The organism is Amycolatopsis pigmentata (genome assembly GCF_042684065.1).
GTDB classification, from domain to species: Bacteria; Actinomycetota; Actinomycetes; order Mycobacteriales; family Pseudonocardiaceae; genus Amycolatopsis_E; species Amycolatopsis_E pigmentata.
The window spans coordinates 851,904-873,191 of record NZ_JBHUKR010000007.1 but is presented as its reverse complement, the minus strand read 5'-3'; the positions used below and the strand labels follow the sequence as shown (position 1 = coordinate 873,191).

General features: G+C 68.9%; 18 protein-coding genes, 1 tRNA gene and 1 pseudogene. 13 read left to right on the top strand and 7 right to left on the bottom strand.

Annotated elements, in window-relative coordinates; genetic code table 11:
- Window positions 1-343 precede the first annotated feature (343 nt).
- Together ACFSXZ_RS17180 and ACFSXZ_RS17175 are read left to right on the top strand one after the other, a co-directional pair.
- Complete coding sequence (locus tag ACFSXZ_RS17180) at window positions 344-1,393, top strand: HpcH/HpaI aldolase/citrate lyase family protein (protein ID WP_378266025.1); 1,050 nt, start codon at window positions 344-346, stop codon at window positions 1,391-1,393.
- 42 nt (window positions 1,394-1,435) lie between these two features.
- Window positions 1,436-2,284 (top strand): HpcH/HpaI aldolase/citrate lyase family protein, encoded by an 849-nt coding sequence (locus ACFSXZ_RS17175; RefSeq protein WP_378266493.1) that lies wholly within the window; start codon window positions 1,436-1,438, stop codon window positions 2,282-2,284.
- A gap of 3 nt (window positions 2,285-2,287) precedes the next feature.
- Here the strand turns inward: ACFSXZ_RS17175 and ACFSXZ_RS17170 are convergent, their stop codons facing one another.
- Window positions 2,288-4,006: a hypothetical protein gene (locus ACFSXZ_RS17170; RefSeq protein ID WP_378266024.1), complete on the bottom strand. Its 1,719-nt coding sequence runs from the start codon at window positions 4,004-4,006 to the stop codon at window positions 2,288-2,290.
- Between the two features lie 30 nt (window positions 4,007-4,036).
- Window positions 4,037-5,411: pseudogene (locus tag ACFSXZ_RS17165) on the bottom strand (amidase).
- 157 nt (window positions 5,412-5,568) lie between these two features.
- Between ACFSXZ_RS17165 and ACFSXZ_RS17160 the strand changes: the two are divergent.
- Window positions 5,569-6,003 (top strand): PPOX class F420-dependent oxidoreductase, encoded by a 435-nt coding sequence (locus tag ACFSXZ_RS17160; RefSeq protein ID WP_378266023.1) that lies wholly within the window; start codon window positions 5,569-5,571, stop codon window positions 6,001-6,003.
- Here ACFSXZ_RS17160 and ACFSXZ_RS17155 read toward each other — a convergent pair.
- A complete protein-coding gene (locus ACFSXZ_RS17155; protein ID WP_378266022.1) occupies window positions 5,988-7,013 on the bottom strand; it encodes a trans-sulfuration enzyme family protein in 1,026 nt (341 codons plus the stop codon). The two genes, ACFSXZ_RS17160 and ACFSXZ_RS17155, sit on opposite strands and share 16 nt — an antisense overlap.
- 170 nt (window positions 7,014-7,183) lie before the next feature.
- Here ACFSXZ_RS17155 and ACFSXZ_RS17150 point away from each other — a divergent pair, with 170 nt between their 5' ends.
- The 3 genes from ACFSXZ_RS17150 (at window position 7,184) to ACFSXZ_RS17140 (ending at window position 8,975) form a co-directional block, all read left to right on the top strand.
- Complete coding sequence (locus ACFSXZ_RS17150) at window positions 7,184-7,558, top strand: FKBP-type peptidyl-prolyl cis-trans isomerase (protein ID WP_378266021.1); 375 nt, start codon at window positions 7,184-7,186, stop codon at window positions 7,556-7,558.
- Window positions 7,559-7,676: 118 nt separating this feature from the next.
- Window positions 7,677-8,582, top strand: coding sequence for a serine/threonine dehydratase (locus tag ACFSXZ_RS17145; RefSeq protein WP_378266020.1), 906 nt, complete (start codon window positions 7,677-7,679; stop codon window positions 8,580-8,582).
- 60 nt (window positions 8,583-8,642) lie between these two features.
- Window positions 8,643-8,975, top strand: coding sequence for a hypothetical protein (locus tag ACFSXZ_RS17140; RefSeq protein WP_378266019.1), 333 nt, complete (start codon window positions 8,643-8,645; stop codon window positions 8,973-8,975).
- 250 nt (window positions 8,976-9,225) lie between these two features.
- Here the strand turns inward: ACFSXZ_RS17140 and ACFSXZ_RS17135 are convergent.
- Window positions 9,226-9,308: transfer RNA gene (locus tag ACFSXZ_RS17135), tRNA-Leu, on the bottom strand.
- A gap of 130 nt (window positions 9,309-9,438) precedes the next feature.
- Here ACFSXZ_RS17135 and ACFSXZ_RS17130 point away from each other — a divergent pair.
- The 7 genes from ACFSXZ_RS17130 to pknB all read left to right on the top strand — a co-directional run bounded on the left by ACFSXZ_RS17130 (window position 9,439) and on the right by pknB (window position 19,056).
- Window positions 9,439-10,677: a DUF3662 and FHA domain-containing protein gene (locus tag ACFSXZ_RS17130; RefSeq protein WP_378266018.1), complete on the top strand. Its 1,239-nt coding sequence runs from the start codon at window positions 9,439-9,441 to the stop codon at window positions 10,675-10,677.
- Between the two features lie 295 nt (window positions 10,678-10,972).
- Window positions 10,973-11,437 (top strand): FHA domain-containing protein FhaB/FipA, encoded by a 465-nt coding sequence (locus ACFSXZ_RS17125; protein ID WP_378266017.1) that lies wholly within the window; start codon window positions 10,973-10,975, stop codon window positions 11,435-11,437.
- The gene (locus tag ACFSXZ_RS17120) at window positions 11,434-12,855 is read left to right on the top strand and encodes a PP2C family protein-serine/threonine phosphatase (protein ID WP_378266016.1); all 1,422 of its coding nucleotides are present in this window, start codon (window positions 11,434-11,436) and stop codon (window positions 12,853-12,855) included. The genes ACFSXZ_RS17125 and ACFSXZ_RS17120 overlap by 4 nt, the downstream gene beginning before the upstream one ends.
- Window positions 12,852-14,345, top strand: a complete 1,494-nt coding sequence (locus ACFSXZ_RS17115; RefSeq protein ID WP_378266015.1) for an FtsW/RodA/SpoVE family cell cycle protein — start codon at window positions 12,852-12,854, stop codon at window positions 14,343-14,345. Before ACFSXZ_RS17120 ends, ACFSXZ_RS17115 begins: the two co-directional genes overlap by 4 nt.
- Window positions 14,342-15,811, top strand: a complete 1,470-nt coding sequence (locus ACFSXZ_RS17110) for a peptidoglycan D,D-transpeptidase FtsI family protein (protein WP_378266014.1) — start codon at window positions 14,342-14,344, stop codon at window positions 15,809-15,811. Before ACFSXZ_RS17115 ends, ACFSXZ_RS17110 begins: the two co-directional genes overlap by 4 nt.
- Before the next feature lie 3 nt (window positions 15,812-15,814).
- The gene (locus tag ACFSXZ_RS17105; RefSeq protein ID WP_378266013.1) at window positions 15,815-17,050 is read left to right on the top strand and encodes a serine/threonine-protein kinase; all 1,236 of its coding nucleotides are present in this window, start codon (window positions 15,815-15,817) and stop codon (window positions 17,048-17,050) included.
- Window positions 17,047-19,056 (top strand): Stk1 family PASTA domain-containing Ser/Thr kinase, encoded by a 2,010-nt coding sequence (gene pknB, locus ACFSXZ_RS17100; protein ID WP_378266012.1) that lies wholly within the window; start codon window positions 17,047-17,049, stop codon window positions 19,054-19,056. The genes ACFSXZ_RS17105 and pknB overlap by 4 nt, the downstream gene beginning before the upstream one ends.
- Window positions 19,057-19,208: 152 nt before the next feature.
- Here pknB and ACFSXZ_RS17095 read toward each other — a convergent pair whose 3' ends face one another.
- The 3 genes from ACFSXZ_RS17095 to ACFSXZ_RS17085 are packed head-to-tail and all read right to left on the bottom strand — an operon-like array spanning window position 19,209 to window position 21,240.
- The gene (locus ACFSXZ_RS17095; RefSeq protein ID WP_378266011.1) at window positions 19,209-19,850 is read right to left on the bottom strand and encodes a hypothetical protein; all 642 of its coding nucleotides are present in this window, start codon (window positions 19,848-19,850) and stop codon (window positions 19,209-19,211) included.
- The gene (locus ACFSXZ_RS17090; protein WP_378266010.1) at window positions 19,847-20,599 is read right to left on the bottom strand and encodes an ATP-binding cassette domain-containing protein; all 753 of its coding nucleotides are present in this window, start codon (window positions 20,597-20,599) and stop codon (window positions 19,847-19,849) included. The genes ACFSXZ_RS17095 and ACFSXZ_RS17090 overlap by 4 nt, the downstream gene beginning before the upstream one ends.
- On the bottom strand, window positions 20,599-21,240 hold the full coding sequence (locus ACFSXZ_RS17085) for an aminodeoxychorismate/anthranilate synthase component II (RefSeq protein WP_378266009.1): 642 nt from the start codon (window positions 21,238-21,240) through the stop codon (window positions 20,599-20,601). The genes ACFSXZ_RS17090 and ACFSXZ_RS17085 overlap by 1 nt, the downstream gene beginning before the upstream one ends.
- Window positions 21,241-21,288 lie beyond the last annotated feature (48 nt).

Below are 21,288 nucleotides of genomic sequence, written 5' to 3'. Positions count from 1 at the left end.
TGGTGGAGCGGACACGAATCCGTGTCGCGGCAACGCGGCTTCCGGCGTCCGCGGACGAACCGCACAGCGTGCCGATCACCGCGCAGCCGGTTCGATGTCGCGTTCGGACATCGCGGCCGTGCTACCCGGCCTCGCACCTGACCAGCCGCCTTTACTCCAGCTGAGGGTCTTACCACCGAATGGAGCGACGGCAGGGAGTAGCTCACCGTAACGGAACCGGCACGGTTCGCGGCCGACACGGCGGTCCGCTTCAATCACTTCTCGAGGTGAGCTTCGCCGCACCGGTTCCCGTACGTTCCCGGTTAGGGTCACGCGCCCGCACCGAAGAAGAAGGAGGCACCCAATGCGTTCGCCGAAGGACTTCTTCGCGCCGCTCGCGGTCGGGGCGCCGGAACCGCTCCGCGAGATCCCCGCGCCGCCGTCGAGAATGATCCATTTCTTCGATCCGGGCAACGAGAAGATGACCGCCAAACTGCCCGCGCTGGCGCCGAAGGTCGACGTACTGCTGGGCAATCTCGAAGACGCCGTGCGGGCGGATCGCAAAGAGGCCGCGCGCCGGGGGTTGGTCGAGGTCGCCAAGACCGTGGACTTCGGCACCACGCAGTTGTGGACCCGGATCAACAGCCTCGACTCACCGTGGGTGCTCGACGATCTGATCACCCTGGTGACCGAGATCGGCGACAAGCTCGACGTGATCATGGTGCCCAAGGTCGAGGGCGCGCCGGACATCCACTACGTCGACCGGCTCCTCGCGCAGCTGGAAGCCCGCGCGGGTCTGCGCAGGCCGCTACTCGTGCACGCGATCCTGGAAACCGCGAGCGGGGTGGCGAATGTGGAGGAGATCGCCGGCGCCAGCCCGCGTATGCAGGGCATTTCGCTCGGTCCGGCCGACCTCGCGGCGAGCCGCCGGATGAAGACGACCCGGGTCGGCGGCGGTCATCCCGGTTACCTCGTGCGATCCGATCCGGTCGGCGACGACCTCTCCACCGGCCGCACCACCTATCAGCAGGACCTGTGGCACTACACCGTCGCCCGCATGGTCGACGCGTGTGCGGCGAACGGGATCCTGCCCTACTACGGCCCGTTCGGCGACATCCGCGACGTGGTGGCCTGCGAGGACCAGTTCCGCAACGCGTTCCTGCTCGGGTGCGTGGGCGCCTGGAGCCTGCACCCGGCACAGATCGAGATCGCGAAGAAGGTGTTCTCGCCCGCGCCCGAAGAAGTCGCGTGGGCTCGCCGGGTGATCGAGGCGATGGGTGACGGCACCGGCGCGGTGATGATCGACGGCAAGATGCAGGACGACGCCTCGGTGAAGCAGTGCCGGGTGGTGGTGGAGCTGGCCGACGCACTGGCCGCCCGTGACCCGGAACTGGCCAAGGCATACAAGGGATGAAGGATGACCATGTCGAATCGCGGCACCCGGGTAACCACAGTAATGCGGGCTCGACGTTCGGTGCTGTACATGCCCGGTGCCAACGAACGCGCGCTGGAGAAGGCCAAGTCGCTGGCCGCCGACGCGCTCATTCTCGACCTGGAGGACGCGGTCGCGCCCGACGCCAAGGAAAGCGCGCGGGAGCGCGTCTGCGCTGCGGTGGATTCCTACGGATCACGCGAGGTCACCATCCGGGTCAACGGGCTGGACACCGAATGGCACGACGCCGACCTGCGCGCGACGGCGCAGGCGGGACCGGCGGCCGTGGTGGTGCCGAAGGTGAACTCGGCCGCCGATGTCCGTCAGGTCGAGCGTGCGCTGGAGCTCGGTGGCGCGCCGGAGCACACGACGATCTGGGCGATGGTCGAGACCCCGGCGGCGATGCTTCGGGCCGAGGAGATCGCGACGGCGAGCGAACGGCTGACCGTGCTGGTGATGGGCACCAACGATCTCGCCAACGAGCTCCACGCCGAAACCGTCCCCGGCCGCGCGCCGCTGCTCGGCGGTCTGTCACTGTGCCTGCTCGCCGCCCGCGCGGCCGGCAAGGTGATCCTGGACGGGGTCTACAACGACGTGAAGGATCTCGACGGGTTCGAGGCGGAGTGCCGGCAGGGCAGGCAGTTCGGTTTCGACGGCAAGACCCTCATCCATCCTGGTCAGATCGAGCCGTGCAACCGGGTGTTCGCGCCATCGGCGGAGGAGATCCAGCGGGCGCGCACGATCATCACCGCCTTCGACGAAGCCAAGGCACGCGGGCAGGGTGTGGTCACCGTGGACGGCCGGATGGTGGAGAACCTGCACGTCGAGAACGCGCGGCGGATTCTTTCCCTGGCCGAGGCGGTCGGCGCCTGAGCGTCACGACCGTTCGTCGTCGTGGAGCCAGTCCAGCGCCTTGCGGGCGGCGTTGGACACCATGCGATCGGGGTGGGCGACGGCCATGGACTCCAGCACCTCGCGGGTACGCGGGTGGCCACAGATCGTCGCGTCGGCCAGGAACAACAACTGCGCGGGACGCGGCTGCGCGGCGAACTCCTCCAGCGCCTTCTTCCGGCCCGCCGACCGGATCCCGGCGGCCAGCACGTCGACCATGCTGTAGGTCCGCTCACGACCGCTGACCTCGCTGGAGTCGATCAGGCCGGCGTCCAGCAGCCAGGCGAGCGCGGCCGGTCCGGCGGCGGAATGCTCGCGCATGCCGGCGATGGCCGCTATGCCCGCGTCCCCGCCCTCCGCGAGCAACTCGAACGCCAGCATGCGGTGCTCGAAGTCGTCGGTGCGGCGCGCCACTTCGGTCAGCTCCGCCATCGCGCGGGCGGGCTCGCGAGCCTCCAGCCAGAGCCGTGCGCCTTTGTCGAAGACCTCACCCGGCAGCGGCGCCAGGCGGGCGAGGAGCACCTCCGCGGTCTCGTCGGCCAGGTCCTCCAGGGTGAGCGCTTCGGCACCGGCCAGCAGCCGTGCGTCGTACATGGCCCTGGAGCCGAGCGGCCTCAGCCGTACCACCTGTCGCTCTTCCTCGGGCACCTCGTCGACCGAGGAGACACCGGCGAAGTCGACCAGGTCCTGATGATGTTCCTCGCCCGCCGGGGACATCTCGACCAGGCCGAAGTCGACCAGCCTGCCGATCATCCGCAGGATGCTGTCGCTGCTCCCGCCGAGCAGTTCCACCAGCATCGGGATGGTGGCCGGCTCGGCCACCAGTTCGTCGGCGAGTTCGAAGGTCCACCGGTCGCCCAGCACGAACGGCAACGCCGCCCGCCACAACGCGAGCGGATCCCCGAGCAGGTGCGCGCCACGCTTGACCGGGACGAGGCGACCGCGATAGGCGCGCGCGACCCCGGCCTTCTTCGCCGACGCCACCAGCTCGGGCATGTCCCGGACTTCGGCGAGCGGACGCCCCTCACCGAGCCACTCGGCGAACCGCCGCAGCCGCCGGACGGCGAGGGTGCCCTCGGCCTCCCGGGCGAGTTCCTCGTCGGAGTCCAGGGCGAACACCGGGATGGTCTCGACCGGGTCCGCGCCCGGATCACCCTCGTAGTGCCGGTTCGCGATTTCGTGCAGGAGGTCCTGGTCGACCACCACCTCGCCGCGCTGCACCCGCTCGACGAACCGCTGCGCGGCCAGTTCGTTCAGCGGGTCTATGCCGTGCTTGGCCATCGCCACCGCCCAGAACTTGGCGAGGCCGTAGTTCGCGGGCTCGTTCATCGCCGCGTCGAACTGGGCACCGATCTCGGTCAGGTAGGACCTGAGCAGCGGCAACGGCTCGCTGCGTTCGTCGAAGAGATCCGCGTCCTCGAAGAAGTCGAGCAGGGCTTCCACGGTCGCGAGCACGGTGCTGGTGTCCGGATGCAGCAGGACCACCTTGCGCGGGAACCAGGTCAGCATCGCGGCCTGGAGCACCTCACGGCTCCATCGGCCGAGCAACCCGTCCCGCTCGAAGCGGTAGTCGAGCATGGCGGCGGCGACCACCGGGTCGACCAACCGCTGCCGCATCTGCGACCAGGCGTCCAGTTCGACCAGCAGCCGTTGCCGAGCGTCGATGAAGTCTTCTTCGTCCGCTCCGGTGTAGACCATGCGCATGTCACGATGGTCTCACCAACACACTGCCGATTACAGCGGGACAGCGCGTTGTGGCTGCCGAATTCCTTCGAATGTCGCCGCCGTGCGCAGGACTCCCAGGTCGTCGAACCGGCGCCCGGCGATCTGCAGGCCGATGGGCAGGCCCTCGCCGGTGTAGCCGCAGTTGACCGAAACCGCCGGCTGCCCCGACATGTTGTACGGCACGGTGAACGCGATGTGCTCCAACGGCCGCCGCGGGTCTTCGGTCGGCGACGGCGATTCCGCGCCGGGCGGCGAGACCGGGCACGACGGGGACAGGACGAAGTCGAAGTCGGGTGGCGCGCAGCGTGGCGGCGCTCATCGCGTCCATCTGGGCGAAGCCGCGGTAGGCCTCGGTCGCCGACAGTTCCGCGGCTTCGCGAGCCCACTCGGCGAGGTAGGGCAGCACCCTCTCGCGCCGCTCCGGCGGCAGCGCGGAGATGTCGGACCAGAACCGCACGCGCCAGAACAGATCGACCCCGTCCAGCATCGCTCGGGTCAGGTATGGCTCCACGGGTTCGATCACCGCACCCGCGGCCTCGAACAGCCGGGCCGCCTCGGTGACCGCCGCCCGGATTTCCGGTTCGACGGCGAGCCCCACTCCGGCGTCGAGGTGCAAGCCGATGCGGAGGCCGTGGACCCCGGCGCCCGGCTCATGCCACGGAATCTCCTGCGGCGGCAGGCTCATGTGGTCGCGGTCGTCGGGCGCGGAGAGCACGCTCATCAGCCGCGCGGCGTCCGCGACCGTCCTGGTCAGCGGGCCGGCGACCCGTCCGAGGAAGGGCGGGTCCACCGGCACACGGCCGAAACTCGGCTTGAGCCCGACCAGTCCGCACCACCCCGCGGGTAACCGGACCGACCCGCCGATGTCCGTGCCGACGTGCAGCGGGCCGTACCAGGCGGCGGCCGCCGCGGCCGCGCCCGCGCTCGACCCGCCGGGGGTACGGGACAGGTCCCACGGGTTCCGGCTCGCGGTGTGGAAGCTCGACAGGCCGGAGGTGAGCATGCCGTAGTCGGGCATCGTCGTCTTGGCCAGCAGCACGGCTCCGGCTTCGCGAACCCGCGCGGCCGCCGGGGCGTCGACGGGCGCGGGCACCAGTTCCGTCGCCGCGCTGCCGAGGGGCGTCGGGATGCCCCTCGTCGCGATGTTGTCCTTGAGCGTCAGCGGGATTCCCTCCAGCGGGCCCGCATCGCCGGAACGCCATCGCTGTTCGGACACCTTCGCCGCGGCACGTGCGTGTTCCGGGTCATAGGCGTACAGCGCGTGCAGTCGCGGCTCGAGCGCGTCGATGCGGGCCAGGACCGCCTCGGTCACCTCGACCGGCGACAGTGCTCCCTTCGCGTATTCCGCGAGCAACTCCGTGGCGCTCAGGCCGATCACGGTCACCTTCCCGTTTTGTCCATTGTGGACCGATTCGGGGCCGCCCGCCCACCCTCGACGGAAACGCTTCACGCGGCTCTTACCGTCCCAGTATGGTTTCCCGTTCCCGGGGGTCAACCGCGCGACTTGACCTCTAGTTAACTCGAGGTTCTAGGGTCGGACCATGATCTTCACGGACAGAGAGGCCGACTACCTGCGGAGCCAGCGGCTCGGCCGCCTCGGCACCGTCGGCCCCGACAACGCGCCTCAGGTCCGGCCGCTGGGCTTCACCCTCAACGACGACGGCACCATCGACATCGGCGGACCCCGGTTGAGCAAGAGCCTGAAATGGCGCAACATCCAGCAGAACCCGGCGGTGTCGTTCGTGGTCGACGACATGACCCCGGACCGGCCCGGCGAGGTCAAACCCGGCTGGGGCCGGGGGGTCGAGATCCGGGGCCATGCCGAGTTGCTGACGGGCCGGAAGCCACCGCCCTACGGGGATCCCCGGTTCTTCAGTGACGAGATCATCCGCATCCACCCGCGGCGCGTCGTGAGTTGGCACCTCGACCCCGAGCGCCTCCAGTTCACCCGCAGCGTCGTTCAGCCGAGCGCCTGAACGAGGTCCCGCCACAGATCTTCGGGGTCCTCCAGGCCCACGCTGAAGCGGACGAGACCGGCCGGCACGTGCGCGTCACCCGGCCACGTCGCCCGGCGTTCGACATTGCTCTCCACGCCACCGAGACTGGTCGCGTGCACGACCAGGTCGAGCCGTTCGCACAACCGGTCCGCCGCCTCGGCGTCCGGCAACTCGAACGCGATCATGGTCCCGGCCTGGCGTACCCGGGTCACCGCGGGCTGGGCGGCGAGGCGTTCGGCGAGCAGCGCCGCGGTCCGCGACTGCTCGGCCAGCCGGACCGGCAACGTGCGCAGGCCACGCAGGGCGAGCCACGCTTCCAGCACACCCGGGGTGGCGCCGGTGCGCGTCCGCGCGGAGCGCAGTTCCCGCGCCAATGTCTCGTCGGCGGTCACTGTGAGCCCGAGGAGAAGGTCGCTGTGGCCACCGATCATTTTCGTGGCGCTGTGCACCACGATGTCCGCGCCGGCGGCCAGCGGGGTGGCTCCGAGCGGTGTCGCGAAGGTGTTGTCCACCACCACCCGGGCACGCCGTCCGGTCAGCGGCGCGATGTCGATCAGGTCGAGGGTCGGGTTGGTCGGTGACTCGATCCACAACAGGTCGGCTTCCCGGCTCGCCTGCGCCCACGCCGTGGTGTCATCGGGCGCGATCTGCCGCACCTTCAGGCGGCCCATGCGCGCGGCATGGCCGAGTTGTTCCCGTGTGCCCACATAGCTGAAGGTCGGCACGACGACTTCGGCCCCGGCCTCGCACAGATCGAGCACGGCGGCGACCGCCGCGAGACCCGACGCGAAGGCGGTCGCCTGCCCGCCCTCGAGTTCACCGATGGCGGTTTCGAGCGCTTCCCAGGTGGGTGTGCCGTCCTCGCGCGCGTAGGTGTGCGCTCCCCCTGCGACGAAGGAACTGGCCGGGACGATCGGCGTGTTCATCGGCTGGCCGGCGGCGGAGGGGCGGCCCGCGGTGACAGCACGCGTCCGGGGAGTCCGGTCCATCGCTTCTCCTTCGTTCGAGGGCTCGTGGTCATTCTGGGGGCGGACACCGCCCCGGTGGCAACCTCGCCCTCCTGTCTTCCCGTCACCACCCGGCACGCACCCCGCGAGCCGGTTCGCGGAAGTGCCGTGTGCTCGGTACGGTGCATCGACCTGCACATGAGGAGGAACACATGGCACCGCAACGGCCCGAGGTCGACCGTCCGGAAGGTCGGCCGCCGTCCGAACTCGAGGTCACCGACATCAGTGTCGGCGAAGGCCAGGAAGCCACGGCGGGCGATCAGGTGTCCGTGCACTACGTCGGTGTTTCGCACTCGACCGGCGAGGAGTTCGACGCCTCGTGGAACCGTGGTCAGCCGTTGCGCTTCCCGCTCGGCCAAGGGCACGTGATCCCGGGCTGGGACCAGGGCGTGGCCGGAATGCGGGTCGGCGGACGGCGCAAGCTCGTGATCCCGCCGCACCTCGCCTACGGCGATCGCGGAGCGGGGAACGTGATCAAGCCCGGGGAAACGCTGGTCTTCGTGGTCGACCTGGTCGGCGTCAACTGAGGAGAGCCCGGCGGCGGGGGACGCCGGAGCCGGGTCCCGGATTCCGGCCACGGGCGGGCACGGGTCGTCCAGCGGAAAGTGTTGGCGGCCAACGGCTCGCGTGCGCACAGTGGTAACCATGACCACCACTCTTCCCACCGACGTCACCGCCGCCGAGAACCGCATCCGCGCCTACGTGCGGCACACCCCCGTGCTGCGCGCGGAGGTGGACGGCAGGCCGTTGGTGCTCAAGCTCGAGCATCTCCAGCGGACGGGCTCGTTCAAACTGCGTGGGGCGCTCAACGCGCTGCTGGCCGGGCCCCGGCCGGAGCACGTGATCACCGCTTCCGGTGGTAACCACGGCATCGGTTTCGCCACCGCGGCGGCGATCCTGGGCCTGCCCGCGACGGTCTTCGTGCCGTCCACGGTGCCACCGGACAAGGCGCGGCGGATCGAAGCGGCCAACGCGCGACTGGTCCATGCCGGTGCCACCTACGCCGAGGCGGCCGCCGCCGCACGAGAAGCGGCGGGCAAGCCCGGCGCCCGTTATGTCGAGGCCTACGACGATCCGGTGGTGATCGCCGGACAAGGCACCGTCGGCGCCGAAATCGTGCGCGACGCCCCCGAGGTGGACACGATCGCGGTCGCCGCGGGCGGTGGCGGACTGGCGGCGGGGATCGCGCTGGGTGGCCACGGCAGGCTGACCGTGACCGTCGAGCCCGAGCGGTGCGCGTGTGTGCACGCGGCGTTCGCCGCCGGGCGGCCGGTCGACGCCGAGGTGAATTCAGTGGCTTCGTCGGCGCTGGGCGCGACCCGGGCCGGCGAGAAGCCGTTCGCCGTGTTGTCCTCCCACCCCGTTCGCTCCGTGCTGGTGAGCGAGTCCGAAATCACGTCGGCTCGCGACCGGTTGTGGGAGGAGTTCCGCCTCGCCGTGGAGCCGGCGGGCGCGGTGTCGTTCGCCGCGTTCCTCGCCGGGCGGGTTCCCGGTGAACTGCCGTGCGTCGTGCTGTGCGGCGCCAACGCGGAGTGGACTCCGGCCGGCTGACCCCGCTTTTGACCGGATCGGGCCAATCGGGCGGGCGCGGGAAGCGACTACCGTGGGATGGTGCCGGAACCGATTTTGATCTCCATCGCCACCGCGCTCGCCACGAAGGCCGCGACCGGTCTGTACGACCTGGTGAAGAAGAAGTTCAGCAAGGACCCCAAGGCGCTGAAGGCGCTCGAAGCCGCCGAAGCCGATCCCCGGAACGCCGAACCCATCGAGGCGCTGGCGGAGCGGCTCGCCGTGGCGGAGGTGTCCGACCCGGCCTTCGGTGAGGCGCTGCGCACCGGCTGGGCCCAGCACGCGGAAACCGGCGGCGTGATCAACGAGATCTCCGGGACCGTGCTCGGCAACGTGGTACAGACCCGCGACATCCACGGCAACATCACATTCTGACCCCCCCACGACGCCTTCCCCGAGAGCGACGACTAACCCCCCACCCCAACCACAGCTAGGGTGGGGGGCGAAGGCCCACAACTGACAAGGAAATTTCAGAAACCAACCAACCAACCCACCCAACGCAACCACAGCGGGGGGTCCGGGGGGTTCCCCCCGGGCGGGGTCTGGGGGTTGCACCCCCAGAACAACTGACGAATTGAGCCCGGCGAGCGCTCTCCGCGAGCAGGGTTCGCCTACGAAATGAGGGTGGGCGAGGAGGGAGTTGAACCCTCACGTCCTTTCGGACACACGGACCTGAACCGTGCGCGTCTGCCATTCCGCCACTCGCCCGAGTAACCGCGACAGCTCCGAAAGCGTAGCAGGCCGGTCGGAGCCGTTTTACCGGGGCCGGTGTCGGGGCCCCGAGTTGCCGATAGGATCGGGGTCGAAAGCACACCCGCGAAGGAGGCTACGAGACCCGGTGGGCCGCGTTGAACGATTCGATCGACGCCTGGAGAGCCTCGTCGGCAATACCTTCGCGCGCATGTTCGGCGGCAAGGTCGTCACCCAGGAGGTGGCCCTCGCCCTGGAGCGTGAGAGCGAGGACAACGTTCGTGAGCTGGCCGGCGGGAGGCTGCTCGCCCCGAACCACTACATCGTGTCGTTGGGGTCTGAGGATCACAACCGGTTGGCGGGCGACGAACGACGTGTCACCACGGTTCTCGGGGAAGCCGTGGCACAGCACCTCGCCGAGCACGGCTGGGAGACCTATGGTGACGTCGTAGTCTCGCTCGAGCGCAACGAGGCGCTGCATACTGGACAATTCAAGACCCGTTCATCCGTCGATCCGGACGTCAGCGCGCGTGGCGTCGCGGGTCCAGGACGGCCAGCACGACCCAGCAACGCAGGAGACCCAGCAATGAGCCAGCCCCCCGGCTACGGCCAATACGACCAGGGTGACCCGTACGGCCAGCAGCATGGCGGTCAGTACGGCTACGGACAGCAGGGACAACCCGGGTACGACCAGGGCGGTGGCTATGGCGGCCAACCAGGTTACGACCAGGGTGGTGGCTATGGCGGCCAGCCCGGGTACGACCAGGGCTACGGCCAAGGCGGCGGACAGCCGGGCTATGACCAGGGCTACGGCCAAGGCGGTCACCAGCCTGGCTACGACCAGGGTGGTGGCTATGGCGGCCAGCCCGGGTACGACCAGGGCTACGGCCAAGGCGGCGGACAGCCCGGGTATGACCAGGGCGGCTACGGCGGACAGCCGGGTTACGACCAGGGCTACGGCCAGGGCGGCGGCTACGGCGGACAGCCGGGTTATGGCGGACCGCCCCCGCAGGGCGGCGGTTACCCGCCCCAGGGCGCACCGGACCCGTACGCGCAGCAGGGCTACGCGCCGCCCGCGGTGCAAGGCGGCAACCGTCAGGTCGCGGCCACCCTGCAACTGGACGACGGATCGAACCGCAGCTACTCGCTCAAGCAGGGCAGCAACGTGGTCGGCCGCGGTCAGGACGCGGACTTCCGGCTGCCGGACACGGGCGTCTCCCGGCGGCATCTGGAGATCACCTGGGACGGCCAGAGCGCGACGCTGGCCGACATCGGGTCGACCAACGGGACCACGGTCAACGGCACCCCGGTGCAGACCTGGCAGCTCGCGGACGGCGACGTCATCCGGGTCGGGCATTCCTCCCTGGTATTCCGTACCCAGGGCTGACACGCGGGCGAGCACACTCGTTGTGTGAGCCGCTGCAAGCACCGATTCGCGTGTCCCGCAGAATTACCCTCGGGGGTCCCGCGGCGCAGTCCCGCGTCGCGGGCGGTAACGCGGAAGGCGGTGACCACGTGCGGGCCAGTCCGGCGGCCGGTAAGCGCACGCGGGGCGGCCCGGCCATCGTGGGACGCTCGTCGGCAAGCGTGCGCGTCCGCCGGGGAAACCCGCGAAGCGCGCCCTGGACGCCAGAGCGTGGTCGCCCGCGGATCCGCGACGAGCACGGGAGCTGACGCAACAGGTGCCAGAGCTGGTCGTTCAACTCACCAGAGTGGGCTTCTTGGTCCTGCTCTGGCTCTTTGTGCTGGCCGCCCTGCGAGTGGTGCGGTCGGATCTGTACGCGGCCTCCGGGCTGAAGGTGGCGATTCCGGGCCTGCGGCGGAACAAGGAGCAGCGTCCACGGGGGTCGAGCAAGGCGCCCCGGCAGATGATCGTGACTCACGGCGCGCTGGCGGGGACCAGGATCACGCTCGACGGACGGCCGATCACCATAGGCAGGGCGGACGACTCGACCCTGGTGCTCGACGACGACTACGCTTCCACCCGGCACGCCCGGCTGTCCCTACGCGGAGCGGATTGGTACGTGGAAGATCTGGGTTCGACCAACGGCACCTATCTGGACCGGGCTAAGGTCACTGCACCCCTCCGAGTTCCACTCGGTGTCCCCATCCGGATCGGTAAGACGGTGATCGAGCTTCGCCCATGACACTCGTCCTTCGCTACGCGGCCCGCAGTGACCGTGGCCTGGTGCGCTCCAGCAACCAGGACTCCGTCTACGCGGGCCCCCGTCTCCTCGCGCTCGCCGACGGCATGGGTGGCCATGCCGCGGGTGAAGTCGCGAGCAAAGTCGTCATCGCCTCCCTCGCCCCGCTCGACGACGACGAGCCTGGCGACGATCTGCTCTACCAGCTGAGAGAGGCGGTGGGTGGCGGCAACGCGGCGATCTCCGAGCTGGTGGCGAACGATCCCGATCTCGACGGCATGGGCACGACGCTGACCGCGATGCTGTTCTCGGGCTCTCGCATGGGCCTGGTGCACGTCGGCGATTCGCGCGCCTATCTCTACCGGAACGGGCAGTTCGCACAGATCACCCGGGACGACAGTTTCGTCAACGAACTCCTCGAACAGGGCCGGATCACCGCGGACCAGGCGGCCACCCATCCGCAGCGGTCCCTGTTGCTCAAGGCACTCACCGGTCATGAGGTCGAGCCCACCTTCGTGGTGCGGGAGGCCCGCGCCGGCGATCGTTATCTGCTGTGTTCCGACGGGCTTTCCGGCATGGTCAGCGACGAGACGCTGGCCGAAGCCATCCAGATCCCGGATCCGCAGCGATGCGCCGACCGCATGATCGAACTCGCCCTCAAGGGCGGTGGTACGGACAACGTCACGGTGATCGTGGCCGACGTGGTCGACGTGGACTACGGCGAAGACGCGCCGATCGTGGGTGGCGCCGCCGGTGACGGCAGCGACGACTACAACCACCAGGGCGATTCGCCCGCCGCCCGCGCCCGCGCGCTGACCGCCCCGCCGCCTCAGCCGAAGCAGCAGTTCACCGGCCCCGAGGACGACCCGAAAGCCAAGCGCCGCAAGCGATGGCGCTGGGTCGTGGGCATCTTCCTGGTTCTGGTCCTGTTGGCCGCGGGTGGTGTCGCGACCCGCTACTTCGTGCTGAGCCAGTACTACGTCGGTGAAGGCGCCGGCTCCGAGGTGGCCATCTTCCGTGGCGTGCCCGGCAGCGTGCTCGGCATCCAGCTGCATCAGCAGACCGAAGGATCCTGCGCGGCCGGCAGCTCCCTGTGCGACAAGCTGCTCGTGACCCAGTTGCAGCAGGACGCGCAGACCGCCGTTCGCAGTGGGGTGAAGAAGGACAGTTTGCAGGCGGCGCGGGACTACATCAACGGCTTCCTGCGCACCAAGACCGTCCGGGACTGCCCGCCGCCGATGCCCGGACAGCCGGTGTCCTCCGCGCCGCCGTCCTCGTCCACGCCGCCTCCACCGCCGCCGTCGGGCCAACCTCCCGCTTCGAACGCGGCACCGCCCCCCGCATCGAGTTCGGCACCGGCCACCGACCAAGCGGGGAGGGACTGCCCGTCGTCGATCTTGCCGGGTGGCGGTGGCGGATGACCCAACCCCCACCGGCCGAGCAGGCGAGTGCCGTCTACCAGAGCAACCCGCAACGCGAGCTACCGACCCGGCGCGGCACGGAGCTCGCGATGCTGGGGTTCGCGGCCTTCATCGTCACCTGTGCCTTCGTACTCGTCCAGGCCAACCAGGAGCAGGAGCTGTCCTGGTCGATCCTGTGGTACGGGCTGGCGTACCTCGCGTTGTTCGCCATCGCGCACCTGGCCGTCCGGAAGTGGGCGCCCTACGCGGATCCGCTGATCCTGCCGTGTGTGGCGCTGCTCAACGGGCTGGGCCTGGTCATGATCTACCGGATCGACCTGGCTTCCGCCGCGGACGCGGTGCAGTCCGGCGACAACTATTCCGCGGTGGCGCCGAAACAGGTCCTGTTCACCACGTTCGCGCTGGTGCTGTTCCTGGCCGTGCTGATCTGGGTGAAGGACCATCGCAGCCTGACCCGCTACGGCTACATCTGCGGACTGCTCGGGGTGATCGCGCTCGCGACGCCCGCGGTGCTGCCCGCCTCGCTGTCCGAGGCGAACGGCGCGAAGGTGTGGATCAAGTTGCCCGGGATCTCCATCCAGCCCGGTGAGTTCGCGAAGATCCTGTTGCTGGTCTTCTTCGCGTCGTTCCTGGTGACCAAGCGCGACCTGTTCATGGTGGCGGGCAAGAAGGTCCTCGGCGTGGAACTGCCGCGCGGCCGGGACCTGGGGCCGATCGTCATCGCCGCGCTCGTGGCGTTGCTGATCCTGATGTTCGAGAAGGACCTCGGCCAGTCGTTGCTGTTGTTCGGCATCGTGCTGGTGATGGTCTATGTCGCGACCGAGCGCGGCATCTGGGTCGGGGTCGGCTTGTCGTTCTTCGCCGTCGGCTGCGTCATCGCCTACAACCTGTTCGGGCACGTCCAACAGCGGGTCGCGAACTGGATGGACCCCCTCAAGACCTATGACGACCCGGGCGGCGGATACCAGGTCGCGCAGGGCCTGTTCGGTCTGGGCACCGGGGGGGTCGGCGGCACCGGGCTCGGCGCGGGGCGGCCGGAGATCGTGCCCGAGGCCAATTCCGACTTCATCACAGCGGGCCTCGGCGAAGAACTCGGTTTCATCGGCTTGGCCGCCCTCCTGCTGGTGTACCTGCTTCTGGCGACCCGTGGCATGCGCAGCGCGCTGGCCGTGCGGGACACGTTCGGCAAACTGCTCGGCTCCGGCCTGGCCTTCGCGGTCGTGATGCAGGTTTTCGTGATCGTGGGCGGGGTGACCAAGCTCATCCCGATGACCGGTATCACCACGCCGTTCATTTCCTACGGTGGCTCGTCGCTGCTGGCCAACTACATCCTGGTCGCGTTGCTGCTGCGGATTTCCGACGCGGCGCGCCGACCGGCACCGAAAGCACGCCCCATCGCGGTGGCGCAGGCGCCGCTGGCCGAGGCGAACACGGTCATGGTGTCGCGGCCGCCGGCCGACGGGGGGAATCCCACGGGGAGTGAGTTGTGAACAAGCCCATGCGGCGCATCGGTATCACCATGATCGTCATGGTGATGCTGCTCCTGGCGAACATCACCTACATCCAGGTGGTCAAGGCCGACAGCTACCGCACCGATTCCCGCAACCGGCGGGTGCTGCTCGACGAGTACTCCCGCGAGCGCGGCAGCATCGTGTCGCAGGCCGACGGCCAGGTGCTGGCGGGTGTCCAGGCCACCGACGACAAGTTGAAGTTCCAGCGCCGCTACCTCGACGGGCCGCTCTACGCGACGGTCACCGGTTACTACTCGAGGCGCTACGGCTCGGGCGGTCTCGAGCGCGCCGAGGACGACATCCTCAACGGCTCTGACCCGCGCCTGTTCGTGCGGCGGTTGTCGGACATGGTGACCGGGCGGGATCCCCGTGGTGGCAACGTCCAGCTCACCATCAACCCGGCCGTGCAGACCGCGCTCTACCAGATGATGACGCAACGGAACTACACCGGCGCCGCGGTCGCGATGAACCCGAAGACGGGCGAAATCCTCGGTCTGGTGTCGACGCCGTCGTACGACCCGAACCGGCTTGCCACGCACGACGACGAGGCACAGCAGAAGGCGTGGACCCAGTACACCGACGATCCCAAGAACCCGATGCTGGACCGCGCGATCTCCGAGACCTACCCGGCGGGATCGACGTTGAAGCTGGTGGTCGCCGCGGCGGAGCTGGAAAACGGAACCTCGCCGAACGCCCCGGTGAGCTCCGCGCCGAACGTGACCCTGCCGGGAACGAACACGACGCTGGAGAACTACGCCGGTGCGCCCTGTCAGGGGAACACGTTCGCCGAAGCGCTCGCGCATTCGTGCAACGTCCCGTTCGCGACCTTCGCCGGGCAACTCGGCGCGGACAAACTGCGAGCCACCGCCGCCAACTTCGGCATCGGCATGACCGATCTGAGCATTCCGCTGAGCGTGACGCCGTCCAGCCTGGGCAAACTCGAGTCGACGGCCGCGCTGTACCAGACCGGGATCGGGCAGCGCGACGTGCGCCTCACCCCGCTCCAGGACTGCCTGCTCTCGGCCACGGTGGCCAACGGTGGCATGGCGATGAAGCCCCAGCTCGTCAAGAAGCTGCTCGCGCCGGACCTGTCGGATCTGGAGACCTTCACCCCGCAGGAACTCACCGGAACGCCGGCGCTGTCCGCGGCGAACGCGGAGATCCTCAAGCAGATGATGGAGGCGTCGGAAGCCAACACCGCGGGCGGCGGCAAGAAGGCGAACATCAAGATCGCTTCCAAGACGGGCACCGCCGAGCATGGCACCGACCCGAAGAACACCCCGCCGCACGCCTGGTACACCGGCTTCGCACCGGCCGACAATCCGGAGATCGCGGTCGCGGTGATCGTCGAGTCCGGCGGAAACCGGGGCCTGGCGGCGACCGGTGGCAGCGTGGCGGCGGAGATCGGGCGGGCCGCGATCAACGCGCAGCTCGGGGGTGGCTAACCCATGCCGTCCACGGGGCAGCTCCTGGCCGGGCGCTACCGGCTGGTCCACCGGATCGCCGTCGGAGGGATGGGCGAGGTCTGGCAGGCCAGCGACACCCGGCTGGATCGCACCGTGGCGGTAAAGATGCTCAAGGCGGAGTTGTCCGGGGACGCTGAGTTCCTGCACCGATTCCGTACCGAGGCGCGGACGACCGCGTCGCTGAACCATCCCGGTATCGCCGCCGTGCATGACTATGGCGAGACCACCGCCGGGACGCAGGACAAAGGCGACGAGCTCGCCATCGCCTACCTCGTGATGGAACTCGTCGAAGGTGAACCATTGGCGGGAATCCTGGCCCGGCAGGGCCGGCTCAACGCCGAAGCCACCTTGGACATCCTGGAGCAGGCGGGCAACGCGCTGCAGGCCGCGCACGAGCGCGGTCTGGTGCATCGTGACATCAAGCCGGGCAACATCCTGGTGACCGCGAACGGCCGGGTCAAGATCACCGACTTCGGCATCGCGAAGGCCGCCGACGCGGCTCCGGTGACCCGCTCCGGGATGGTCATGGGCACCGCCCACTACATCGCGCCCGAGCAGGCGCTCGGTCACGACGCCGAACCCACCAGCGACGTCTACTCCCTCGCGGTCTGCGGTTACGAGTGCCTGGCGGGATACCGGCCGTTCCGCTCGGAGAACGCGGTCACCGTCGCTATGATGCACATCCGTGAAATACCACCGCCATTGCCTCCGGACGTCCCACCCGGGATTCGCGCCCTGATCGACGCGACACTGGTCAAGGATCCCCGGCAGCGGTACCACGACGGGGGTGAGTTCGCGGCCGCGGCCGCGGCGGTGCGGGCCGGCCATCCCCTGCCCACCCCGTCCGGTCTGAGGCAGGCCTACGCCCCGGCCCCGATGCCGGCTCCACTGGCCCCGATCGGGCCGGGTTCACATCCGGGGATGGCGCCGGTCAGCGGAGGCCACATGGGACATCCGAGCGGGGTCATGCCGCTGCCGGTCCTGCCCCGCAGGCGCAACCTGACGGCGGTGTGGGTCGTGCTCGCCGTCATCGTGGTCGGTCTCATCGTGACGGCCGTCCTGCTGGTGCCGAAACTCCTGAACCGGACAGATAACGTAGGACCCGCGCGAGTCGGCGCGAACAGCGTCACCACCGGTGCCCTGCGCATCTCCGGCAACCCGACAGAAGACTTATCAGGCATGAAACCTTGGACGGAACGGAACGGCTTTCTCCGATGAGCACACCCCGACTGCTCTCCAACCGCTATGAACTGGGCGACACGCTTGGCTACGGCGGCATGTCCGAGGTCCACCACGGCACCGATGTCCGTCTAGGCCGTGACGTAGCGGTGAAGATCCTTCGCGCGGACCTGGCCCGCGACCCCCAGTTCCTGGAGCGCTTCCGCCGCGAAGCGCAGAACGCGGCCGCGCTGAACCACCCGGCGATCGTCTCGGTGTACGACACCGGCGAGGCGAACACCGAGTACGGACCGCTGCCCTACATCGTGATGGAGTACGTCAACGGCCGGACGCTGCGTGACATCGTCAAGACCGAAGGTCCGCTGTCGGACAAGCGTGCGATGGAGGTCATGGCCGACGTCTGCGCGGCGCTCGACTTCTCGCACCGGCACGGGATCGTGCACCGGGACGTCAAGCCGGCGAACGTGATGATCACGAACCAGGGCGCGGTCAAGGTGATGGACTTCGGCATCGCCCGTGCCATGCACGACGGCCAGGCGTCGATGACCCAGACCGCCGCGGTGATCGGTACCGCTCAGTACCTTTCGCCGGAGCAGGCGCGTGGTGAGGGCGTCGACGCGCGCAGTGACGTCTACGCCGCTGGGTGCGTCCTTTACGAACTGGTCACCGGAGAACCGCCGTTCACCGGCGACTCCCCGGTCGCGGTGGCCTACCAGCATGTCCGGGAGGATCCGAAACCGCCGTCGTCGGTGAACCCCGAAGTGTCCCCGGTGGTCGACGCGATCGTGTTGAAGGCTTTGGCAAAGGGCCCGGCCAACCGCTACCAGTCGGCCGCGGAGATGCGGACCGACATGGTGCGCGTGCTGTCCGGGCAGCGCCCCTCCGCGCCGATGGTGATGACGGCCGACGAGCGCACCCACGTGATGAGCGGCGGCGGTCCCCCCGGGCACGCCGCGGACTACGAAGACTACGGCTCGCCGTACGAAGACGAAGACGCCAGGCGAAAGAGCCGCCAGAAGAAGGTGTGGACGGCGGTCCTGTTGTCGGTACTCGGGGTCGGCCTGGTGGCCTTCGTGCTATGGCTCGCCAATGCCTTCGGCACGAAGCAGGCCACCGCGCAGGTGCCGAGACTGCAGGGCGTACTGGTCGCGGAAGCCGAAAGTCAGTTGCGGACGGCCAAGTTCACCCCGGTCCGGCAGGTCGTCGCGTGTATCGGCACCTTCGATGGCCAGCCGACCTGCAGCAACCCCGACGATGTGGGGCGAGTCCTCCGCACCGACCCACCGGCGGGCACGACTGCCACGGAGGGCTCGAAGGTCACGCTGTTCGTCGGCGGCCCGCCGAACAAGGTCGCCGTGCCGGATCTGACCGGCATGACCCAGGACGACGCGGCGACCGCGCTCAAGAACGTCAAACTGAACCTGAACCCGGTGGTCCAGCACGCCGACACGGACGACGTCAACCAGTTCGGAAAGGTAAAGAGCTCGAACCCGCCCGCGAACACCCAACTCGACCAGGGTGGCACGGTCCAGATCACGGTGTACAACACCAAGAACCTGGTTCCGGTGACCGACTACACCGGCCAGCAGGTCAACGTGGCGAAGCCCGCGTTGATCTCGGCCGGGTTCAAGGTCACCGTGCTGAACCAGCCGTCGTCCGCACCCGAAGGCCAGGTGATCAAGCAGGTGCCCAACGGTGCCACCCTCCCCCAGGGCGGCACCGTCACCCTGACCGTGTCCGACGGGTCACAGCAGACGATCACCATGCCCATGGTCGTCGGAATGTCCCAGAGCGACGCGCTGGCCGCGTTGAAGGCCGCGGGATGGGACGGCACGGTCAACACCCAGACCACCAGGGTCACCGACCCGAGGCAGAACAACCTGGTGCAGAGCAGCTTGCCGGCGGCGAACACGCAGATCACCAAGAATCAGACGATCACACTGATCATCGGCGACATCATGAACACCAGCAGCACCAGTAGCGCGCCCTCGTCCACCAAGGGCTTTCCGCCCATCGGCGGCGGGGGCGGTTTCGGCGGCAACTGACCCGAACACGAAACGGGGGGTGGAAGGAAATCCTTTCCACCCCCCGTTTCTTACCGATCCGGCCGAAAGTAGGCGGATCGGTCCTCAGCCGATGTGCTTGTAGACACCCATTCCGCCGTGGCTGTAGTCGGATCGGTAACCGAACGGCGCTGTCAGTCCTGGCGCCTGAGTCCGACGATGACGGTGGCCGAACTGCCCGCGAGCGCGACGAACGAGGTGGTGAGGCCGAACAGCAGCGGCGCGGCCGCCGGGTCGTTCGAGGAAAGCGCTCGCAGCATCGGATTGACGAACGGGATCCAGTGCACGAGCAGCACCAGCAGCAAGGCGACGGGCGCGGCGACGGTCGTGTAGCCGGCCCGTGGCAGCAACAGCCGCGAGCACGGCAGGCCGATCGCGATACCGGCACCGGCACAACCGATGTGCGCCATCGCACCGAAGGCGAGCTCACCGAACGGATCGCCGCCATGGGTGATCATCGACCAGATCAGCGAGGCCAGGGCCAGCACGGCACAACAGGCGAGCACGGTGACCACCACCCCACCGACCAAAATGGACAGTCGACGGGCGTGCACCCGGGTGATCAGGCCCTGCACCGGATCCTCGGCTTCCACCAGGGTGATGGTCAGCCAGCACGCGAGCACCATCATCGCGCCCGCGCTGACCGCGAACTCCGGCAGCGCCGGGCTGGTCGGGTCGTCGCCGTTGTAGAGCAGGCCCAGGAACGCCAGATAGGCGAGGCCGGGCAGCAGGTAGCGCTGCGAATGAGCCAGCAGCGCCATTTGGTATCGGATCATTTCGCCGCCGGGGTGTTCACTCGGACTACCGACCAACCTCGCTGCAGTGCCTTCAACAGCACCTCGTCGGAACGACCCAACGGAACGTTCGAGGTGACCAGGCGGCCACCCGGGTTGCGGAGGACGATCCGGGCGCTCGGCTCGGCGCTCGCCTCGTGCAGTGTTCCGCCGGAGAGTTCGAAAACCTCGCTCGTGTGCGCACGCGCGAGATCGTCCCGGTGCTCGGTGAAGATCACGCCCGCACCGCGCTCCTTCGCCTCCGCCAGGAGTTCCGCCAGCACGGTGTGCGCGGCGGGATCGAGGCCGGACCACGGTTCGTCGAGCACCAGCAGTTCGGGTTCGCCGAGCAACGCCTGGGCGATCCCGACCTTCTGCGCGTTTCCCTTGGACAGCTCGCGCAGGGGTGCGCGGGGGCCGCCTTCCAGTGCCAGCCGCTCCAGCAGTTCCGTCGCCTTCTTGTCCACATCGGACACTTTGCCGATCCGGCCGAGGTGGCGCAGATAGCTCAGCGCGCTCATCCTGGTGCCGCCGGGAAACCGGTCCGGCACATAGCCCACCGACGGGATTCCCTCGACCGTTCCCGTGGTGGGCCGGGAAAGCCCGGCGACCAGGCGCATCAGGGTCGACTTCCCGGAACCATTGGTCCCGACCACGCCGATCATCTGCCGGGGCGCGATCTCCAGGGTCACCCCGGTCAGCACGGCAGCGCCCCGCCCATAGCGCTTGCCGACGTCCCGCAGCCGGAGCATCAGGCCGCGGCGGCCTTCTGCAGCGTCGCGACCTCACGTTCCAACGTGTCCACAATGGACTTGTCGACCGGATGCCCGGCGCCCGCCATCCAGTTCGCCAGCATGCGGTGACCGCCCTGGGTCAGCACCGACTCGGGATGGAACTGCACCCCTTCCACCGGCAGCGCGCGGTGGCGCATGCCCATCACCACGCCGGACTCGGTGCGTGCGGTGACCTCGAAATCGGGCGGGATCGTGTCGGGCAGGACGGTCAGCGAGTGATAGCGCGTGGCGGTGAACGGATCGGGCAACCCGGCCAGCACGCCGGTGCCGTCGTGCCGCACCTGGCTGGTCTTGCCGTGCAGCAGTTCGGGAGCGCGGTCGACGGTGGCACCCCAGGCGACACCGATCGCCTGATGCCCCAGGCACACCCCGAGCATCGGCGTGTGCGTGTCGGCGCAACGGCGGACCACCTCGACACTCTGACCGGCCCGCTCCGGCGTGCCCGGGCCGGGCGAGACGAGTACCCCGTCGAACTCGGGAATCCGCTCGAGATCCACGACATCATTGCGCCACACCGTGCAGTCCGCACCCAACTGGGCGAGATATTGCACAAGGTTGTAGACAAAGCTGTCGTAGTTGTCGACGACCAGGACACGCATGCGCATATCGTACCGGTGCCCTGCGACACGAATTCCTCAACGCTTGTC

Excerpts from the sequence above, each read along its gene's own strand:
- ACFSXZ_RS17180 (WP_378266025.1), top strand. The coding sequence starts at position 344 with ATGCGTTCGCCGAAGGACTTCTTCGCGCCGCTCGCGGTCGGGGCGCCG.
- ACFSXZ_RS17175 (WP_378266493.1), top strand. The coding sequence starts at position 1,436 with ATGCGGGCTCGACGTTCGGTGCTGTACATGCCCGGTGCCAACGAACGC.
- ACFSXZ_RS17170 (WP_378266024.1), bottom strand. The coding sequence starts at position 4,006 with ATGCGCATGGTCTACACCGGAGCGGACGAAGAAGACTTCATCGACGCT.
- ACFSXZ_RS17160 (WP_378266023.1), top strand. The coding sequence starts at position 5,569 with ATGATCTTCACGGACAGAGAGGCCGACTACCTGCGGAGCCAGCGGCTC.
- ACFSXZ_RS17155 (WP_378266022.1), bottom strand. The coding sequence starts at position 7,013 with ATGGACCGGACTCCCCGGACGCGTGCTGTCACCGCGGGCCGCCCCTCC.
- ACFSXZ_RS17150 (WP_378266021.1), top strand. The coding sequence starts at position 7,184 with ATGGCACCGCAACGGCCCGAGGTCGACCGTCCGGAAGGTCGGCCGCCG.
- ACFSXZ_RS17145 (WP_378266020.1), top strand. The coding sequence starts at position 7,677 with ATGACCACCACTCTTCCCACCGACGTCACCGCCGCCGAGAACCGCATC.
- ACFSXZ_RS17120 (WP_378266016.1), top strand. The coding sequence starts at position 11,434 with ATGACACTCGTCCTTCGCTACGCGGCCCGCAGTGACCGTGGCCTGGTG.
- ACFSXZ_RS17115 (WP_378266015.1), top strand. The coding sequence starts at position 12,852 with ATGACCCAACCCCCACCGGCCGAGCAGGCGAGTGCCGTCTACCAGAGC.
- ACFSXZ_RS17105 (WP_378266013.1), top strand. The coding sequence starts at position 15,815 with ATGCCGTCCACGGGGCAGCTCCTGGCCGGGCGCTACCGGCTGGTCCAC.
- pknB (WP_378266012.1), top strand. The coding sequence starts at position 17,047 with ATGAGCACACCCCGACTGCTCTCCAACCGCTATGAACTGGGCGACACG.
- ACFSXZ_RS17095 (WP_378266011.1), bottom strand. The coding sequence starts at position 19,850 with ATGATCCGATACCAAATGGCGCTGCTGGCTCATTCGCAGCGCTACCTG.
- ACFSXZ_RS17090 (WP_378266010.1), bottom strand. The coding sequence starts at position 20,599 with ATGCTCCGGCTGCGGGACGTCGGCAAGCGCTATGGGCGGGGCGCTGCC.
- ACFSXZ_RS17085 (WP_378266009.1), bottom strand. The coding sequence starts at position 21,240 with ATGCGTGTCCTGGTCGTCGACAACTACGACAGCTTTGTCTACAACCTT.